This window comes from Tabrizicola sp., from assembly GCF_030694085.1.
Taxonomy (GTDB): Bacteria; Pseudomonadota; Alphaproteobacteria; order Rhodobacterales; family Rhodobacteraceae; genus Tabrizicola.
The window spans coordinates 1-15,762 of the sequence record NZ_JAUXZE010000093.1 but is presented as its reverse complement, the minus strand read 5'-3'; the positions used below and the strand labels follow the sequence as shown (position 1 = coordinate 15,762).

At 61.9% G+C, this 15,762-nt stretch carries 16 protein-coding genes and 1 pseudogene; 13 read left to right on the top strand and 4 right to left on the bottom strand.

Annotated features, from left to right (window positions below):
* Positions 1-24 precede the first annotated feature (24 nt).
* Positions 25-291 carry a hypothetical protein gene (locus tag Q8M85_RS21080; protein WP_305548389.1) on the top strand — a complete coding sequence of 89 codons (267 nt, stop codon included), beginning with the start codon at positions 25-27 and terminating at the stop codon, positions 289-291.
* On the opposite strand, the gene Q8M85_RS21075 is transcribed toward Q8M85_RS21080, so the two are convergent.
* Positions 285-533 (bottom strand): hypothetical protein, encoded by a 249-nt coding sequence (locus tag Q8M85_RS21075; RefSeq protein ID WP_305548386.1) that lies wholly within the window; start codon positions 531-533, stop codon positions 285-287. The two genes, Q8M85_RS21080 and Q8M85_RS21075, sit on opposite strands and share 7 nt — an antisense overlap.
* Positions 530-742 carry a hypothetical protein gene (locus tag Q8M85_RS21070; RefSeq protein ID WP_305548384.1) on the bottom strand — a complete coding sequence of 71 codons (213 nt, stop codon included), beginning with the start codon at positions 740-742 and terminating at the stop codon, positions 530-532. The genes Q8M85_RS21075 and Q8M85_RS21070 overlap by 4 nt, the downstream gene beginning before the upstream one ends.
* On the opposite strand from Q8M85_RS21070, the gene Q8M85_RS21065 reads away from it, so the two are divergent.
* From Q8M85_RS21065 to Q8M85_RS21030, 8 genes are all read left to right on the top strand, one after another.
* Positions 700-1,779 (top strand): type ISP restriction/modification enzyme, encoded by a 1,080-nt coding sequence (locus tag Q8M85_RS21065; RefSeq protein ID WP_371135342.1) that lies wholly within the window; start codon positions 700-702, stop codon positions 1,777-1,779. The two genes, Q8M85_RS21070 and Q8M85_RS21065, sit on opposite strands and share 43 nt — an antisense overlap.
* 87 nt (positions 1,780-1,866) lie before the next feature.
* Positions 1,867-2,409, top strand: a complete 543-nt coding sequence (locus Q8M85_RS21060) for a hypothetical protein (RefSeq protein ID WP_305548383.1) — start codon at positions 1,867-1,869, stop codon at positions 2,407-2,409.
* Between the two features lie 440 nt (positions 2,410-2,849).
* Positions 2,850-3,866 carry a LacI family DNA-binding transcriptional regulator gene (locus tag Q8M85_RS21055; protein ID WP_305548382.1) on the top strand — a complete coding sequence of 339 codons (1,017 nt, stop codon included), beginning with the start codon at positions 2,850-2,852 and terminating at the stop codon, positions 3,864-3,866.
* A gap of 29 nt (positions 3,867-3,895) precedes the next feature.
* Positions 3,896-4,852, top strand: a complete 957-nt coding sequence (locus tag Q8M85_RS21050) for a substrate-binding domain-containing protein (protein WP_305548380.1) — start codon at positions 3,896-3,898, stop codon at positions 4,850-4,852.
* Positions 4,849-5,643 carry an ATP-binding cassette domain-containing protein gene (locus Q8M85_RS21045; protein ID WP_305548378.1) on the top strand — a complete coding sequence of 265 codons (795 nt, stop codon included), beginning with the start codon at positions 4,849-4,851 and terminating at the stop codon, positions 5,641-5,643. The genes Q8M85_RS21050 and Q8M85_RS21045 overlap by 4 nt, the downstream gene beginning before the upstream one ends.
* Entirely contained in the window at positions 5,643-6,644 is a 1,002-nt protein-coding gene (locus Q8M85_RS21040) for an ABC transporter permease (protein ID WP_305548376.1), read from the top strand. Before Q8M85_RS21045 ends, Q8M85_RS21040 begins: the two co-directional genes overlap by 1 nt.
* Positions 6,641-7,708, top strand: coding sequence for a phosphotriesterase (locus tag Q8M85_RS21035; RefSeq protein ID WP_305548374.1), 1,068 nt, complete (start codon positions 6,641-6,643; stop codon positions 7,706-7,708). The genes Q8M85_RS21040 and Q8M85_RS21035 overlap by 4 nt, the downstream gene beginning before the upstream one ends.
* A 10-nt stretch (positions 7,709-7,718) precedes the next feature.
* Positions 7,719-8,486, top strand: coding sequence for a glutamine amidotransferase (locus Q8M85_RS21030; RefSeq protein ID WP_305548372.1), 768 nt, complete (start codon positions 7,719-7,721; stop codon positions 8,484-8,486).
* Positions 8,487-8,495: 9 nt separating this feature from the next.
* Here the strand turns inward: Q8M85_RS21030 and Q8M85_RS21025 are convergent, their stop codons facing one another.
* Complete coding sequence (locus Q8M85_RS21025) at positions 8,496-9,395, bottom strand: PfkB family carbohydrate kinase (protein ID WP_305548370.1); 900 nt, start codon at positions 9,393-9,395, stop codon at positions 8,496-8,498.
* Between the two features lie 77 nt (positions 9,396-9,472).
* On the opposite strand from Q8M85_RS21025, the gene Q8M85_RS21020 reads away from it, so the two are divergent.
* A complete protein-coding gene (locus Q8M85_RS21020) occupies positions 9,473-10,246 on the top strand; it encodes a BtpA/SgcQ family protein (RefSeq protein ID WP_305548368.1) in 774 nt (257 codons plus the stop codon).
* 703 nt (positions 10,247-10,949) lie between these two features.
* On the opposite strand, the gene Q8M85_RS21015 is transcribed toward Q8M85_RS21020, so the two are convergent.
* Positions 10,950-11,876 (bottom strand): LysR substrate-binding domain-containing protein, encoded by a 927-nt coding sequence (locus Q8M85_RS21015; protein ID WP_305548366.1) that lies wholly within the window; start codon positions 11,874-11,876, stop codon positions 10,950-10,952.
* A gap of 126 nt (positions 11,877-12,002) precedes the next feature.
* On the opposite strand from Q8M85_RS21015, the gene Q8M85_RS21010 reads away from it, so the two are divergent.
* The 3 genes and pseudogenes from Q8M85_RS21010 to Q8M85_RS21000 all read left to right on the top strand — a co-directional run.
* Positions 12,003-13,235 carry an aromatic ring-hydroxylating dioxygenase subunit alpha gene (locus Q8M85_RS21010; protein ID WP_305548364.1) on the top strand — a complete coding sequence of 411 codons (1,233 nt, stop codon included), beginning with the start codon at positions 12,003-12,005 and terminating at the stop codon, positions 13,233-13,235.
* A gap of 4 nt (positions 13,236-13,239) precedes the next feature.
* On the top strand, positions 13,240-14,301 hold the full coding sequence (locus Q8M85_RS21005; protein ID WP_305548362.1) for a hybrid-cluster NAD(P)-dependent oxidoreductase: 1,062 nt from the start codon (positions 13,240-13,242) through the stop codon (positions 14,299-14,301).
* A 94-nt stretch (positions 14,302-14,395) separates the two neighbouring features.
* Positions 14,396-15,622 (top strand): annotated as a pseudogene (locus Q8M85_RS21000) (trimethylamine methyltransferase family protein); the annotation flags it as partial.
* Positions 15,623-15,762: the final 140 nt, after the last annotated feature.

The window sequence follows — 15,762 nt, the reverse complement described above, 5'->3', positions numbered from 1 at the left end:
GCCCCGATCTGGCACGATCGGAAGATGATGATTTTTCAGGACATTCAGGACCTAGAAGACTGGTTACGGCCCTTGGACTATGTGCAGTTCTGGCATGCTGTTGAGCCTTACCGGTTCAGCATGCAGGAACGTGACCATTGCGATGAGCTGATAGCGGGCGGAAAAGTTGACCCCGCACTGATCCTTAGCGGCCTGAAGTTCATGGCCGTCTTGGAGTTGAGCGCGTCCCTCAATTTGAAGAACCGGATACGTGAACCGGTCACAGCGCAGTACCTTACAAACATTCACTGATTGCCCGTCATCTTGAAGAAGCGGACCCAAGGACATTGTCCCGCCACGGCAGGTACCATGACCACTCCCGTCCAACCGACGAAAGTGCAGGAGGTGTACCAACGGGGCGCAACGGGATTGTAGGGATCACCGTTGTCGCGAAACTCGTACTCCCAGATCGCATGCGGCGTTCCCCACGCTTCATAGGCAAACCAAACACCCACTGGCACGGCAAGCCAAAGGAATAGGGCTGCGTATCTCATGCTGTCCTCCCTTTTGGAGTGGTCAGTGCGAGAATGGGATCAGGCGTTAGCCGCCCGCCCTCGATTGGGTTCTCCGCCACTAGGTGACAGTAGGGCGCAACTTGCTGCTGACCGATCTTGCGCGCGACGATGAAGCCCAGGCCCTTAACATGGATCAGCTGTTGATCTGCTGGCATCGCCATCAGTTCGGCAGGCGACATCCAGCGCATTCACTCGTGAATCTCCGCGCGAAATCTCTTGGTCGAGATCACTTCGGAATGACTTCGAGCGGCAACGACGAATCGACTTTGACGAAGGTCAGATCGTCACTGCAACCTACCGACCGCTATACAGGCAATGGCTCTACTTCGGCCGTCGACTGAACAATGTCATCGGGCAGATTCCGCTTATGTTCCCAGACCAGTCCTGGCAGAATCGGGTGATCTGCATTCCCGGTCGTGGGGGAGACAAAGGGTTCTCAGCGCTCTTGCTGGATTCGATACCCGATCTTAATCTCGCACCAGCGATGGGTGGCTACCAGTGCTTCCCGTTGTCCGTCTATGACCGCGTCGATACCGACGCAGGCGAGGACCTCTTCTCGGTGGTCGACGACGACAAGCCCACCTACCGCACCCGCCACGGTATCACCGACGCGGGCCTCGCCCACTTCCAGGCGGCCTATCCGGGCGAGACGATCACCAAGGACGACATCTTCTACTACACCTACGGCCTCCTGCACTCCGAGGACTACCGCCGCCGCTTCGCCGACAACCTGACCAAGGAGCTGCCCCGCATCCCCTGCGTTAAGCAGGCCGCCGACTTCTGGGCCTTCGTCCGGGCCGGCCGCGCCCTGGGTGATCTCCACGTCGGCTACGAGACCGTTGAGCCCTACCCGGTGACCCTGAAGCAGGGCGATCTGTCCCTTGCTTCCATCGACGACCCGGAGAAATTCTTCAGGGTGGAGAAGATGGCCTTCGGCAAGGGCAAGGACCGCTCGGTCATCCACTACAACCCGAACATCACCCTAATCGACGTGCCGCTGGACGCCTACGACTACGTCGTGAACGGCAAGCCCGCGATCGACTGGGTGATGGAGCGCCAGGCGGTGAAGGAGGACAAGGACAGCGGCATCGTGAACGACGCAAACGACTACGCAAACGAAACCGTCGGCGACCCACGCTACCCTTTCGACCTCCTACGCCGGGTGATCACCGTAAGCCTGGAGACGATGAAGATCGTCAGGGAGCTGCCGCCGCTGGACATCTAGAGACGGCCCGAACCCCAGCCGACTCTTCAGGACAACGAGAGCCTACGCTTCAGGTAGAATTTCTACGCAGCCTTCAGGATGACGCCAATGACCAAGTCGGTCCAGATCCGTTCCAACAAATATTACCTCGATCGCCTTCGCAAAGAGCACCCGACGGTATTCGCCGACTACAAGGCTGGAAAATACAGGAACCCTTCCGAGGCTTTCGTGGCTGCTGGGGTGCGCAAGAAGCGCTCACCACTGGACGCACTAAGGTCAGCTTGGGACAAGACGACGCCAGCACAGAGGGCTGCGTTCAAAGCGGAGATCGGGTGCACCTCGGTGGTCGGCCCTAGCCCACCAACGGTCGTCCAAAGGGTCAGGATCGGATCAGCCGCCAAGAGACTTCCACCCGTTTCAGGCACGTCAGCTATTCACGTGAAAGGCTACCTGACTCCAGATGCGATTGAGCGCATCAAGGATGTTATAGCACGACGGAAAATCCGGACAGGTGCAGTTATGAGGGAGATCGGGCAGAAACCACTCAACCCGAGCTTGGGCAGGGCGATGAACCAGGGGCACCGGATAAACGACCCGGCGATCTTGGAGCAGCTCGCAACGTGGTTGGATGAAAACTCCGACGGGAAGTAGAATTTCTACACCCGCTGGATTGGTCCTGCACGGGGGGCGAAAACCGCCCAATAGCGTGATGTGGGGAAATCGCAGCACTCTCAGACTCGGTGCGCGTTTCGCGGATGTGGCCGCTATAATGGAGCGTTCGCAATCGAGAGCCCCAACCATGCACTCTGTCCCGCTGCGTTATTCCAATACATCCACCGTCACCGGCCACCTCCACTTCCGTGAAGAGCCCGGCGCCGGGTCACAAGCACGGCACCAGAACCGTTTCATGCTTATCCCCGATGTCGATCTCAAGCGTCGCAGATGTCATTTCCTGAGCAGTTTCGCGCGTCCGGACGTCCGGCTTTCGCTTTCCCGGCAGCCGTCGCACCAACACAGTTGACTCGTGGCATCGCTACATGCTGATCTTGTAAAGCGGTTTAGTAAACCGATTCACTTGGCAGGATCGACCCATGTCAGTGGCAAGCCTTAGGGATGTAGCGCAGGCGGCGGGGGTGTCGGTGACAACCGTCTCGCGATTCCTGAACGGAACGCTTGATCTGCCCGAACGCACGCGGACAGCGGTCGAAGCCGCAATCCTTCAGTTGAACTACCAGCCCAACCCTCATGCGCGCAGACTTAGCCGCGGCAGGTCGGATACGATTGGACTGGTCATTCCCGACATCGCGACCCCGTTCTTCGGCACCCTTGTCGCGGCAGTCGAGGCCGAGGCGGACCGGCGCGGTCTGGGCTTGACCCTGCATGCGACCCTGAACCGGAGAGAGCGAGAACTGTCCTACCTTCAAGCGGTGCGCCGCAATCAGGTGGACGGCTTGATCTTCGTTACCAACCACCCGGATGACGGCTCTCTTGCCTCGGCGATCAACGCCAGCAGCCAGGTGGTTGTCCTTGACGAAGACGTGGCGGGAACTGCGGTGCCAAAACTGTTCTGCGACAATGAACAGGGCGGCTATCTGGCAGGGCGGCACCTCGCCGAGGCTGGACACCGCCAGGTGCTGTTTATCGGCGGCGTCGACGCCATGCTCAGCGGCGCGCGGCGCTTCAACGGCTTCCGGCGCGCCATGGCGGAAATCTGGGGGACCGATGCCCGGATCGAGCGCTACGAAGGCGAGTATTCGATAGAGTTCGGACGGTCGGCGGCGAAGCGCATGCTGGCGGCAGGGCTGGACGTCAGTGCTGTCTTTGCGACTTCGGACGAAATCACCACCGGAGTCCTGGAGGTGCTGAACGCCGCAGGCATTCAAGTGCCCCGGGATATGTCTCTTGTCGGGTTCGACGATGTCGGCCCGCTGCACCTTTTCGCACCGGCTGTGACAGCGGTGCGCCAGCCGGTCCGGGACCTAGGCATTCGGGCCATTTCCTTGCTTCTGGATACCGACTGGACCGACCCGACCAAGCTCCCGCCAGAGGAGATCATGCCTGTCACCCTGATCACGCGGAACTCCGTTGCGCCGGTGATGAGGTCATGAATTGCAACGTCCAACATAGGAACACGAAAATGAACGCTACAAGAATGACTACCCTTTCGCGTCGGGGACTTGGGGTGCTCCTTGGCACGGCCGTCATGTTGGCGGCGGTGCCGGGTGTGGCTCAGGACAAGAAGAAGTTCGCCCTGGTGCAGATCAACCAGCAGGCGCTGTTCTTCAACCAAATGAACGAAGGCGCACAGAAGGCGGCCGATGCGGCTGGGGTCGAACTGGTGATCTTCAACGCCAACAATGATCCGGCTGCGCAGAACAGCGCCATCGAGACCTATATCCAGGAAGGTGTGGACGGCATCGCCATCGTCGCAATTGACGTGAACGGGATCATGCCAGCGGTCGATCAGGCGGCGGCGGCGGGTATCCCCGTCGTAGCCATCGACGCGATCCTGCCCGAGGACGGCAAGCAATCGGCGGTGATCGGCGTCGACAACGGCAAGGCCGGCGCGGACCTGGGTGCCTATTTCGTAGAATATGCCAAGGGAGCGGGCGGGGCCAAGCTGGGGATCGTGGGAGCGCTGAACTCATTCATCCAGAACCTGCGGATGGACGGCTTCACCGGCGTTCTGACGGGCGTTGATGGGATCACCATTGCCGGCACCGTTGACGGCCAGAACGTGCAGGATACCGCGCTGGCGGCTGCCGAAAACCTGATGACGGCAAACCCTGACATGACGGCGATCTATGCCACCGGCGAACCCGCGCTTCTGGGGGCAGTGGCGGCAGTGGAAAGCCAGGGCCGGCAGGCTGACGTCAAAGTGTTTGGCTGGGACCTGACCGCCTCGGCCGTTGCGGGCATTGATGCGGGCTATGTCGAGGCTGTCATCCAGCAAGACCCCGCGGGCATGGGTGCCGCTGCGGTTGATGCGCTGAAGACGCTCAGCGAAGGCGGCACGGTCGAGCGCAATATCTCGGTCCCCATCACGATCGTCACCAAGGCGAACGTCGACGACTTCCGGTCCATGTTCGAATGACCGAGCTGGCGCTTCATCCCGAAGCGTCCGATGCGGAAGGGGGTCACCCCCTTCCGCAAATCGTGCCGCTGGTGTCGTTGCGGGGGATCTCGCTGACCTTCGGGTCGCATCAGGCGCTGCGGGGCGTCGATCTGGACGTCCTGCCGGGCGAGTGTCTGGGCCTGATCGGCGACAATGCCGCGGGAAAATCAACCCTGTCGAAGGTGATTTCGGGCACCTACATCCCTGATGCAGGGACGATAAGCGTCGAAGGCGAGCCTGTCCGGTTCACCGGCCCCTCCGACGCGCGCGCCCGGCATATCGAGATGGTGTTCCAAGACCTCAGCCTCTGTGACCATGTCGACGTCGTGGGCAACCTTTTTCTCGGGCGCGAACTGACCCGCGGCCCGTTCCTCGACCAGAAGCGGATGCTGACCGAGGGTCGGCAGATGCTGGATGCGCTGGAAATCCGCATACCGCGCCTGACGGCCAAGGTGGAAAAGCTGTCAGGTGGGCAGCGTCAGGCCATCGCCATCGCCCGTGCGGCGAGTTTTCAGCCCAAGGTGTTGATCATGGACGAGCCGACCTCGGCGCTGGCCGTGGCCGAGGTCGAGGCGGTGCTGGCTCTGATCAACCGGGTCAAGGCCAAGGGAGTGGGCGTGGTCCTAATCACCCACCGTCTGCAAGACCTCTTCCGCGTCTGCGACCGGATTGCCGTGATGTATGAAGGCACAAAAGTTGCCGAACGGATGATCGGCGAGACCAACCTGCAGGAACTAGTCGATCTGATCGTCGGGAAGGGGTCGCACTGATGTCTGCTTATTCCGAACGCGCAAAGGGCTCACCGGTGGCGGATTTCGTGGCCGAGAACGCTCAGGTCTTGTCGATTGCAGTGTTCTTTCTGGCCTGTATGCTGCTGTTCAGTCTGCTCACGCCCACGTTCCTGACAGCGGGTAACCTGTTGAACATCGTGCGCCAGGCGGCGCCGGTCCTTATCGTGGCGGTGGCGATGACGCTGGTGATCACAACGGCGGGGATCGACCTTTCGGTCGGCTCAACGGTGGCCCTTGTGAACGCCGTAGCTGCCATAGCACTGGCGGCGGGACTGGACTGGATCACCGTGGTTATGCTGATGTTGGTGCTGGGCGGGGTGATCGGGGCTGTGCAAGGCTGGTTCATCGCCTATCAGGGCATTCCCGCCTTTATCGTGACGCTTGCCGGGCTATCGATCCTGCGCGGCTATGCGCTGTATCTGACCGAGGGCTATTCGATCCCGATCAAGGACGTGCCCGACTTCTTCTGGCTGGGGCGCGGAACGCTTGCGGGCTTTCCGGTGCCGGCGCTGATCTCGATCCTGGTGGCGGTCCTTGGGTTCGTCGTGATGCTGCGAACGCGCTACGGGCGGCAGGTCGTCGCCGTCGGATCGAACATGGAAGCGGCGCGACGTGTGGGGATGCCTGCACGCTGGACGGTGGCGTCGGTCTATGTGGTGTCGGGCGTGGCCTGTGCGATGGCGGGTCTGCTGATCGCAGCACGGTTGGGCTCTGGCTCGTCCAACGCGGCGGTCGGATTCGAGCTGCAGGTGATCGCCGCCGTGGTCCTTGGCGGCACCTCGCTGATGGGGGGCAAAGCCAGCATGCTGGGCACAGTCCTCGGCACCATGACCATCGCCGTCATCGGCAACGGGCTGATCCTGGTCCATATCTCTCCTTTCTTTACGCAGATCGTCACGGGGACGATCATCCTGCTGGCGATCTGGATGAACACGAAGCTCTTCAGCGGTGGCTTACGGCTTGGAAGGAAATCGAAATGACGGACGAGCGGTCGGTGGCCCACATCGGGTCGGGTCTGGTGATGACCGTGAATGGCCCGATCATGAGCGCCGATCTGGGCGTGACCTTGATGCACGAGCATCTGCAGAACGACTGTTCCTGCTGGTGGAACCCGCCGCAGGACCCTTCCCGGCAGCATCTGGCCGAAGGCCCGGTGCGGATCGAGATCCTGTCGGAACTGCGGCAGGATCCCTTCGTCAACAAGCACAACATCGCGCTGGACGAGCTGGACCTGTGCATCGAGGAGGTCGGAGCCTTTGCGAAGGCCGGCGGTCGCACGGTGGTTGACCCGACCTGCCGCGGGATCGGGCGCGATCCAGCCAAGCTCCGGCGGATCGCAGCAGAAAGCGGTCTGAACATCGTGATGGGGGCGGGATACTACCTCGCGTCCTCGATGCCCGACGAGGTGGCGCAGTTGTCGGTGGACGATATCGCCGACCAGATCGTGACCGAGGCGCTGCATGGCACCGACGGCACCGATGCAAAGATCGGGCTGATCGGCGAGATCGGTGTGTCGTCCGATTTCACCCCCGACGAAGAGAAATCCCTGCGCGGAGCGGCCCGTGCGCAAGTGCGGACCGGACTGCCCCTGATGGTGCATCTGCCGGGATGGTTCCGCCTTGGTCACCGCGTGCTGGACATCGTGGAGGCGGAGGGTGGCGATCTTTCTCACACGGTCCTTTGCCACATGAACCCCTCGCACGACGACTGGGACTACCAGCGCACCATCGCCGAACGCGGTGCTTTCGTCGAGTTCGACATGATCGGCATGGATTACTTCTACGCCGACCAGCAGGTGCAATGTCCCAGCGACGACGAGGTTGCGCGGGCCATCCTCCGGCTTGCCGATGCCGGGCATCTGGACCGGGTTCTTCTGTCGCAGGACGTGTTCATCAAGATGATGCTTACGCGCTATGGGGGGAACGGCTACGCCTTTGTGCAACGGCACTTCCTGCCGCGGCTTGCGCGCCACGGGATGGACGCACCCTCGCGTGACGTGCTGATGACAACCAATCCACGGCGCGTTTTTGACGCGTCCATCTGATGAGGGCTCTATGACAACCAAGGTGCTTCTGGTCGGCGAAAGCTGGGTCTCGTCGGCCACCCATTACAAGGGTTTCGATCAATTCGGCAGCGTCACGTTCCATCTGGGGGCCGAGCCGCTGGTGGATGCCCTGAAAGGCTCTGACTTCGAGCTGACCTACATGACGGCGCATGACGCGGTAGAGAAGTTTCCTTTCGAGATGGAGGGGCTGTACGCCTACGACGTGATCATTCTGTCAGACATCGGCGCCAACTCGTTTCTGCTGCCGCCCGCCGTTTGGCTGCGGTCGCAGACCGTGCCGAACAGGCTGCGGCTCATAAAGGCGTGGGTGGAACGCGGCGGCGGGCTTCTGATGGTGGGCGGATACTTCAGCTTTCAGGGCATCGACGGCAAGGCGCGCTGGCGCAAGACCCCGGTCGAAGATGTGTTGCCGGTCACCTGCCACCCGTGGGACGACCGGGTCGAGATGCCCGAAGGAGCGGTTGCCGAGGTGATGCAACCCGACCATCCGGTCATGGCGGGGCTGGACGGTGCCTGGCCCTTCGTCCTTGGCGTCAACGAGGTCGAGGTTCGGCAGGACGCCCAGGTTCTGGCGCGCATTCCGGACGCTCAGGGTGGCCATCCGCTGCTGGTTCTCGGTGGGTTTGGCAAGGGCCGCACGGCAGCCTGGACATCGGACATCGGGCCACACTGGCTGTCACCCGCGTTCTGCAGTTGGGACGGCTATGGCCGTCTATGGAAGAACCTTTTGGGTTGGCTTGCGCATGACCGGGACTAAGGGGCGTCCTTATGGCTGCTGCAGAATTTCCGCCAGTTCGACCTTGGTCGGGAACGCGGCTCCTGTGCCGGGACGCGACACGGTGATCGCCGCCGCCGCCGCCGCATGGCGCAGGGCGCGCGGATCCAGCGCCACACGCCGAAGGGCCGCCGAGGCCAGCGCGTTCGCCATGAAGCAATCGCCTGCCCCTGTCGTGTCCACGACCTCACAGAGCTGCGCCGGGACGAAGGCGTCCCCCGTCATCGTAACAAGGCGCGCACCTTTCGATCCCAGCGTCAGCACGACTTGCGGCACGCCCGCAGCCAATAGCGCGGCAGTGCCACCCAGCGCGGCAGCCTCGCTTTCGTTCAGAAAGGCGATGTCCACCAGCGGCCAGAGATCACCGAAGAATGGGCGCAGCGGAGACGGATTGAGTGCCGTCTGCATCCCCGTCCGCCGGGCTTGCCGAAGCGCGGCTGCTGTGGTTTCTGCTGTTAGATTGCCCTGCAAAACCAGCAGATCCCCGGGCTTTGCTCCGGCAAGCGTCGCGCAAGCGGCTTCGGGAGTCAGCCCTGACGCTGCCGCATTGGTAGTGATGATCGCATTGTCACCCGACGGGGTCCGCAGGATGATCGAGAAATCACTGGCGACCCCTGCGATGCGGACAAGGTCCGTCTCAAGTGGTTCCGTGGCCAGCCGCGTCCGGATGTCATCGGCCCTGCTGTCTTCTCCAACGGCGGCACAGAACCGGCAGGGCAGTCCGGACCGGCCCAGCATGATCGCCTGGTTTGCGCCCTTTCCGCCCAGATCGATCTGTCCGGCGTGGCCGTGGATAGATGCGCCGAAAGCGGGCAGGTCCGCGACCGTAACGGCCTCATCCAACGCCACGTTGCCAATCACGAAGGCGCGCATGTCGTCGCCACTTTCCATTTAAGGGTCTTCCGATGCAAACCATATCCAACCGCAGCTCAGGCGCGATAGGCGAAATCTTCGGGCGAGACAAAGTCTTGATCGGAATGATCCATTGCCCGCCCTTTCCGGGCTCCCCCCGCTATCGGGGCGCGACGATGGACGGCCTTTATGACGCCTGCCTCCGCGATGCCGAGGCGTTGATCGCAGGCGGAATGCATGGGCTGATCGTGGAGAACCACGGCGACATTCCGTTTTCCAAACCCGAGGATATCGGGCCCGAGACGCCGGCCTTCCTGTCGGTCGTCACCGACCGGGTGCGGCGTGCCACGGGCGCCCCTGTCGGCATCAACGTGCTCGCAAACGCTCCGCTGCCGGCAATTGCCACGGCGGTTGCGGGCGGGGCCGACTTTGTCCGGGTCAACCAATGGGCCAACGCCTATGTCGCCAACGAAGGGTTCATGGAAGGCCGGGCCGGCGAGGCGCTGCGGTATCGCTCGCTGCTCCGGGCCGAAAACGTGCGCATCTTTGCCGATGCCCACGTGAAGCATGGCAGCCACGCCATCGTGGCGGACCGATCTGTCACGGAGTTGACCCGTGACCTTGCGTTCTTCGACGCCGATTGCGTGATCGCAACCGGCCAGCGCACGGGCCACGCGGCAAGCCCCGAAGAGATCGCAGAAATCGCAGCTGCGACGCATCTTCCGGTTCTGGTGGGATCGGGTGTCACGGAAGACAACATCGCGACCATCCTGTCGCGCACCAATGGCGTCATCGTCGCATCATCCTTGAAAGTCGGCGGGGTGTGGTGGAACCCAGTGGAGCCGGAACGCGTAAAGCGGTTCGTCGAACGTTCGGCAGCAGGACTCTGACGGTATCATGCTGGCGGGGCGACGCAGCCTCAACGATCGAGGACATGGTTGTTGAGCCTAGACGACTTCCAGGTCGGCTTGCTCGAAGACGCCGGAGCATCTCTTGCCGATCGGCGCGTTCGCCTTGCAGCTGGTCCCACCTGTCCCACTGGGACGACGGGACCACAGACAGAGGGATACAGAGCAAAATTGCACGGACCCTCACATCGCGGCCAAGTAGGGCGAGCGCACGGTGTTGGGATTGGCAACATCTCATAAGTTCCATCCGACGATGATCCATCAATGGAAGAAGGCGTTGCTGGACGGAGCTGGGAACATCTCCGAGCGAGGCGGCAAGAAGGCCCGCGAGGTCGATGAGGACACAGTGCGGTCACTGTATGCCAAGACCGGGGAACTACCAACCGGTTTAAGCGCATCGGCACCCGGATCTCGATGGATGGCTAGGGACGCTGCCTCGACAACGTCTTCATGGAGCGACTGGCGGTGCCTGAAGGATGACGTGTCCATCTGCCCGCCTGGGCGTCCGGGTCGCAGGCAAGGACCGGCATCGGGCGCGGGATCACCTTCTGCACCATCAGAAGCCCAACGCCGCCATAGCGGCGACTGCCCGCCGTGGCCCACTTCAACCCAATTGAAACCTATCATCAGGTGCAAGCAGTAGCTTAAATCACCCGGAAAACTGTCCAAAGATTCTGGGAGTAGCTCAGAATAGAGGCACTGAAAGACTGCTCTTCAGCCAACTTGTAAAGGCGGTTGCCGCAACGCGGCTTTCTGTATCGCGGGCAACCACAAGGCAGTAGGAGTTCTCAGTCTCCAACGCGTGACTTCCAAGTCGGACCAGCCGCCCCTCGCGAAGATGATTTGCAAGCAGCATGGACCACCCGAGCGCCACCCCTTCGCCGTTCAGCGCCGCTTCTATCGTATCGGTGTAGTGGTTGAACCGTAGGGAGCTGCGGTCCGATGCTCTGCCGATGCTTGAGCCCAGCCCAACGGCCTGCGCCCAGGTGCCCCAAGTCAACCATGATGGTGCCACGATGTCCGACGCTATCAGAGGCAGCGCCGCAAGGTCAGCGCGTTCGGGGTCGATGTGCAGTCGGGCGATCAGCTGCGAGCTGCAGACCGGAAACACCGTGTCTGGGCGGCTGGCGATGCAGTGCCCATCTAAAAAAGGCGGTCGTCCAAAGCGCACAACTGCATCAAGGCGGTCGCGCCGAAGGTCAGTCGGCCCATCATCCGAAAGGAGCTTGAGTGTAATCTCCGGATGTGCGGCACGAAATTCTGATAGACGCGGCAATATCCAGAAGTGGCTGAAAGCGAGGGTAGCGCCCAGGGTTACGGTGTTTTGCTGTTGTGGTCGGCGGATCGTATCGATCATTTCTGCCATACTGGAGAAGGCTGTCCCCACCGATCCGGATAGTGCGGTGCCAGCTTGAGTCAGTGAAACCCTGCGATGTGCGCGAACAAAGAGCGCCAGATTTAGATCGTCCTCTAGAAGCTTGATCTGACGGCTGACGGCGGCCTGAGTCACCCCCAGTTCGGCGGCGGCAAGTGTGAAGCTACCCAGCCGGGCTGCCGCCTCAAATGTTGCAAGTGCGCTCATCGATGGAACGCTGCGGCGAAGGCTGGGCATGCGGCACCTCGGGGTTGATCTTTCATAACTTCAAGTAATGCAATTGTCGAGGATTTGTGCCGTTGAGCATAATCCCGAACCTGTCAAATCTGCAGGCTTGAACCGCCTGCGCACTAGGACCTCCAGATGACCGATCAGCCCCGGATTGCCGCCCTTTTGGCCGCTCAGCCGAAGAACCACTCCTTGGCTCAACCGTTCTACACGGATCATGGTTTGTATCAGGCAGACCTTGATCGCATCTGGTATCGCGACTGGATTTTCGCCGCCTCGACAGCAGAGCTGCCGAAGCCGGGGGCCTATGTGACCCTACAGCTGGGCGCCTATCCTGTCGTCGTAGTGCGTGGGGCGGATGGCGAAGTGCGGGCGTTCCACAACGTCTGTCGGCACCGGGGGCAGCGGCTTTGCTCGAAGCCATCTGGTCAGGCGGCGAAGCTGGTTTGTCCCTATCACCAGTGGACCTATGAAACCGACGGCCGGTTGCTGTGGGCGCGCGACATGGGGCCGGATTTTGATACTTCGAATCACGGGTTGAAACCGCTGCATTGCGCCACGACGGCCGGAATGGTGTTCATATGCCTTGCCGACGTTGCGCCAGACTTTGCGCCGGTGCGGACGGCCGCCGACCGCTACACCGCACCGCACCGGCCCGAAGACCTGAAGATCGCGCACCAGTCGCGCATCGTGGAAAACGGCAACTGGAAGCTGGTGCTGGAAAATAACCGGGAATGCTATCACTGCGCTGGGGCCCACCCTGCGCTGTGCCGGACGTTCAACGACGATCCCGACCTTGTCGGGTCGGATGACAGTCTGTCGTCGCCCGTGGGAGCCGCCCACGTGAACCGATGTGAGGACGCGGGCTTGCCGTCGCGGTATGTCATCTCACCGGACGAGAACTGGCGGCTGGTGCGGATTCCCTTCGTCGGCGATGCGGTCAGCTACACGATGGACGGAAAAGCTGCCGCCCCGCTGCTGCCGGGGATGCCTTTCGCCAACGCCGGGTCGCTCCTGTTCTTCCATTACCCGAACACATGGAATCACTTCCTGTCAGACCATGTCCTGACCTTCCGCGTCTTGCCGATCAGTCCGACCGAGACCGAGGTCGTCACCACCTGGCTGGTCCACAAAGACGCGGTCGAAGGGCGCGACTACGACCTGAACCGTCTGACCGAGGTCTGGCTTGCGACCAACGACGAAGACCGCCGCGTGGTCGAGGAAAACCAGGCAGGCATCAACTCTCCGGCCTATGAGCCCGGCCCCTATTCGGCTAAGCAGGAAAGCGGCGTGATCCAGTTCATCGACTGGTATCTGGCGGCTCTTGCCCGGGAAACCGCCGGTCCGGCCAGGATCGCGGCGGAGTAGGGCAATGGGACAGATCCGGCAGAACTGGACTGCGGAACCCTGGAAGGACGGCGAGCTTCTGGAATGCGCGATGGTCATCCCGGAAAGCGACGGCTGTGCAACCTTCGCCTTCCGCGCGCCCTCGGGGGCCTGGTTTGATTATCAGCCCGGCCAATTCCTGACGCTGGAACTTCCGGTGCCCGGCGGCCCGCTGGCGCGGACCTACACCATCTCCTCCAGCCCGTCGCGGCCGCTGTCGATCTCGGTCACGGTCAAGGCGCAGGTCGGCAGCCTTGGCACGCGCTGGATGTTGGATCACCTGAAACCCGGAATGCGGATCAAGGCCTACGGACCGACAGGCGCCTTCAGCTTTCACCGCCATCCTGCGCCGAAGTATCTGTTCATCTCGGCCGGCTCTGGCATCACCCCGATGATGTCGATGACCACCTGGGCGTGGGATTCAGGGGAGATGCCTGACATCACCTTCGTCCACGCCGCCCGCCGCCCCACGGACATCGTCTTCCGCCAGCGCCTTGAAGGCTTCGCCGCCCGTGTTCCTGGCCTGCAGCTGCGCTTCACGGTCGAAGAGGTCGAACCCTTTACCGTCTGGCCCGGCTTCAAGGGCCGCCTCAACCAGATCATGCTGGGTCTGATGGCTCCAGATTATCTGGAGCGCGAGGTCTTCTGCTGTGGTCCTGCCCCCTTCATGCAGGGCGTGCGCGAGATGTTGCAGAGCCTTGGCTACGACATGGCTCGGTATCACGAGGAAAGCTTCGCCACCCCACAAGCTGAAGAAATTCCTGTCGATCTGGTCGCTCCTCCTGCTGCAGCCGAGATCACCTTCTCTGCCTCCGGCAAGACGGTCGCGACGGATGGGACGGAAACGGTGCTGGCCGTGGCGAAACGCGCGGGGCTGAACATCCCGTCCAGCTGCAACTTCGGACTCTGCGGAACCTGCAAGGTGCAAAAGCTGTCTGGTGAAGTGGCTATGGTCCACAACGGCGGCATCTCGGACGAAGAGGTTGCTTCAGGGATGATCCTGGCTTGTTGCGCCCGTCCGCAAGGCCAGGTGGAGATCGGGCTTTGATGTCGCAAAATCATCCGTCCGCTTCGCAGCCGCTACTGTGACCCACCCCGATTCCGCGCCTGAAGGCGCATCGGCAGCTTCAGGAGGGAAAGCCATGAACGAAGTCCTCATCAAGGCCAGCCGTGCTGGTGGACGGGGCGCCCGCCGCGCGTTGCGGTCGGCGCCGGACTTCCAGATGCTTCCGTCCCTCAAGCGCGGAATCCCCGAGTGCGAGGTCATGGACCCGTCTCGGGTGGAACAGATCGACAATGCCTCGATGTCGATCCTGGAAGAAGTCGGCGTGATCTTTCGCGACGAGATAGCCCTGGCTGACTGGAAACGTGCCGGGGCCAAGGTGGTGGGCGACCGAGTCTATCTGGACCGCGGTCTGGTGCGTGAATTGATCTCGACCATCCCTTCCCAATGGACCTACCGTGCCCGGAACCCTGAGAAGAGCCTGCCCTTCGGCGGCAAGCATTCGATCTTTGTGCCGATGACCGGCGCGCCGTTCATCCGCGACCTTGACGACGTGCGCCGCTGGCCGACGATCGCTGACCTGAACACCTTCCACAAGCTATCCCACATGTCGCCCGCGCTGCACTCCACTGCGCACCACATCGTGGAACCGATGGACATGAAGGTCAGCCACCGGCACCTGCACATCACCTATTCGTCGATGAAGTATTCCGACAAGACCTTCATGGGCATGACCACGTCCGGCAAGAACGCCGAAGACGTCATGGCGATGTGCGAGATCCTGTTCGGCAAGGACGTGATGGAGGAAACCCCTGTCACCACTGGCAACTGCAACGGTAACTCTCCGCTGGTCTGGGACGAGACGATGCTGTCGGCCATGCGCGCCTTCGTGAAGCGCAACCAGCCGGTCCTCTGCTCGCCCTTCGTGCTGGGCGGGGCGAACACCCCCGCGTCCGTCGCCCCAGCGGTCGCGCAGCTGAACGCCGAGGCGCTGAGCGCGCTGGCCTACACTCAAGTGATCCGCAAAGGCGCGCCGGCGATCTATGGGCACTACCTGTCGACCGTCAGCATGAAGTCCGGCGCGCCGATGGCTGGAACGCCAGAGATCAGCCTGATGAACTTCATGATCGGCCAGATGGCGCGCTACTACAACGTGCCGTGGCGGACCTCGAACCTGCTGGGCGGGGCCAAGACCTTCGACGCGCAGGCGGGCTACGAAAGCGCGATGACGATGAACGCGGTCCTCCATGCCGGGGCCAACTACATCTGGCACTCCGCCGGCTGGAACGAGGCCGGGATGCACTGCTCCATCGCAAAGTTCGTGGTCGACGCCGAGATGTGCCAGATGGGCTACCGCATGGCGGAATGAGCTAGTCCCCGAAAATCGGGCAGTGACGGAAGCTACGATCTGACGTCTGCTGGTCTCCAAGAACGAGGAGATCAGGATATGAAGAAACGCAGGAACCATGACGCTGGTTTCAAGGCCCGTGTGGCGCTGGAGGCCGT

Coding starts and splice junctions, on each gene's coding strand:
- Q8M85_RS21080 (WP_305548389.1), top strand. CDS start 25: ATGATGATTTTTCAGGACATTCAGGACCTAGAAGACTGGTTACGGCCC.
- Q8M85_RS21075 (WP_305548386.1), bottom strand. CDS start 533: ATGAGATACGCAGCCCTATTCCTTTGGCTTGCCGTGCCAGTGGGTGTT.
- Q8M85_RS21070 (WP_305548384.1), bottom strand. CDS start 742: ATGCGCTGGATGTCGCCTGCCGAACTGATGGCGATGCCAGCAGATCAA.
- Q8M85_RS21060 (WP_305548383.1), top strand. CDS start 1,867: ATGACCAAGTCGGTCCAGATCCGTTCCAACAAATATTACCTCGATCGC.
- Q8M85_RS21055 (WP_305548382.1), top strand. CDS start 2,850: ATGTCAGTGGCAAGCCTTAGGGATGTAGCGCAGGCGGCGGGGGTGTCG.
- Q8M85_RS21050 (WP_305548380.1), top strand. CDS start 3,896: ATGAACGCTACAAGAATGACTACCCTTTCGCGTCGGGGACTTGGGGTG.
- Q8M85_RS21045 (WP_305548378.1), top strand. CDS start 4,849: ATGACCGAGCTGGCGCTTCATCCCGAAGCGTCCGATGCGGAAGGGGGT.
- Q8M85_RS21040 (WP_305548376.1), top strand. CDS start 5,643: ATGTCTGCTTATTCCGAACGCGCAAAGGGCTCACCGGTGGCGGATTTC.
- Q8M85_RS21035 (WP_305548374.1), top strand. CDS start 6,641: ATGACGGACGAGCGGTCGGTGGCCCACATCGGGTCGGGTCTGGTGATG.
- Q8M85_RS21030 (WP_305548372.1), top strand. CDS start 7,719: ATGACAACCAAGGTGCTTCTGGTCGGCGAAAGCTGGGTCTCGTCGGCC.
- Q8M85_RS21025 (WP_305548370.1), bottom strand. CDS start 9,395: ATGGAAAGTGGCGACGACATGCGCGCCTTCGTGATTGGCAACGTGGCG.
- Q8M85_RS21015 (WP_305548366.1), bottom strand. CDS start 11,876: ATGCCCAGCCTTCGCCGCAGCGTTCCATCGATGAGCGCACTTGCAACA.
- Q8M85_RS21010 (WP_305548364.1), top strand. CDS start 12,003: ATGACCGATCAGCCCCGGATTGCCGCCCTTTTGGCCGCTCAGCCGAAG.
- Q8M85_RS21005 (WP_305548362.1), top strand. CDS start 13,240: ATGGGACAGATCCGGCAGAACTGGACTGCGGAACCCTGGAAGGACGGC.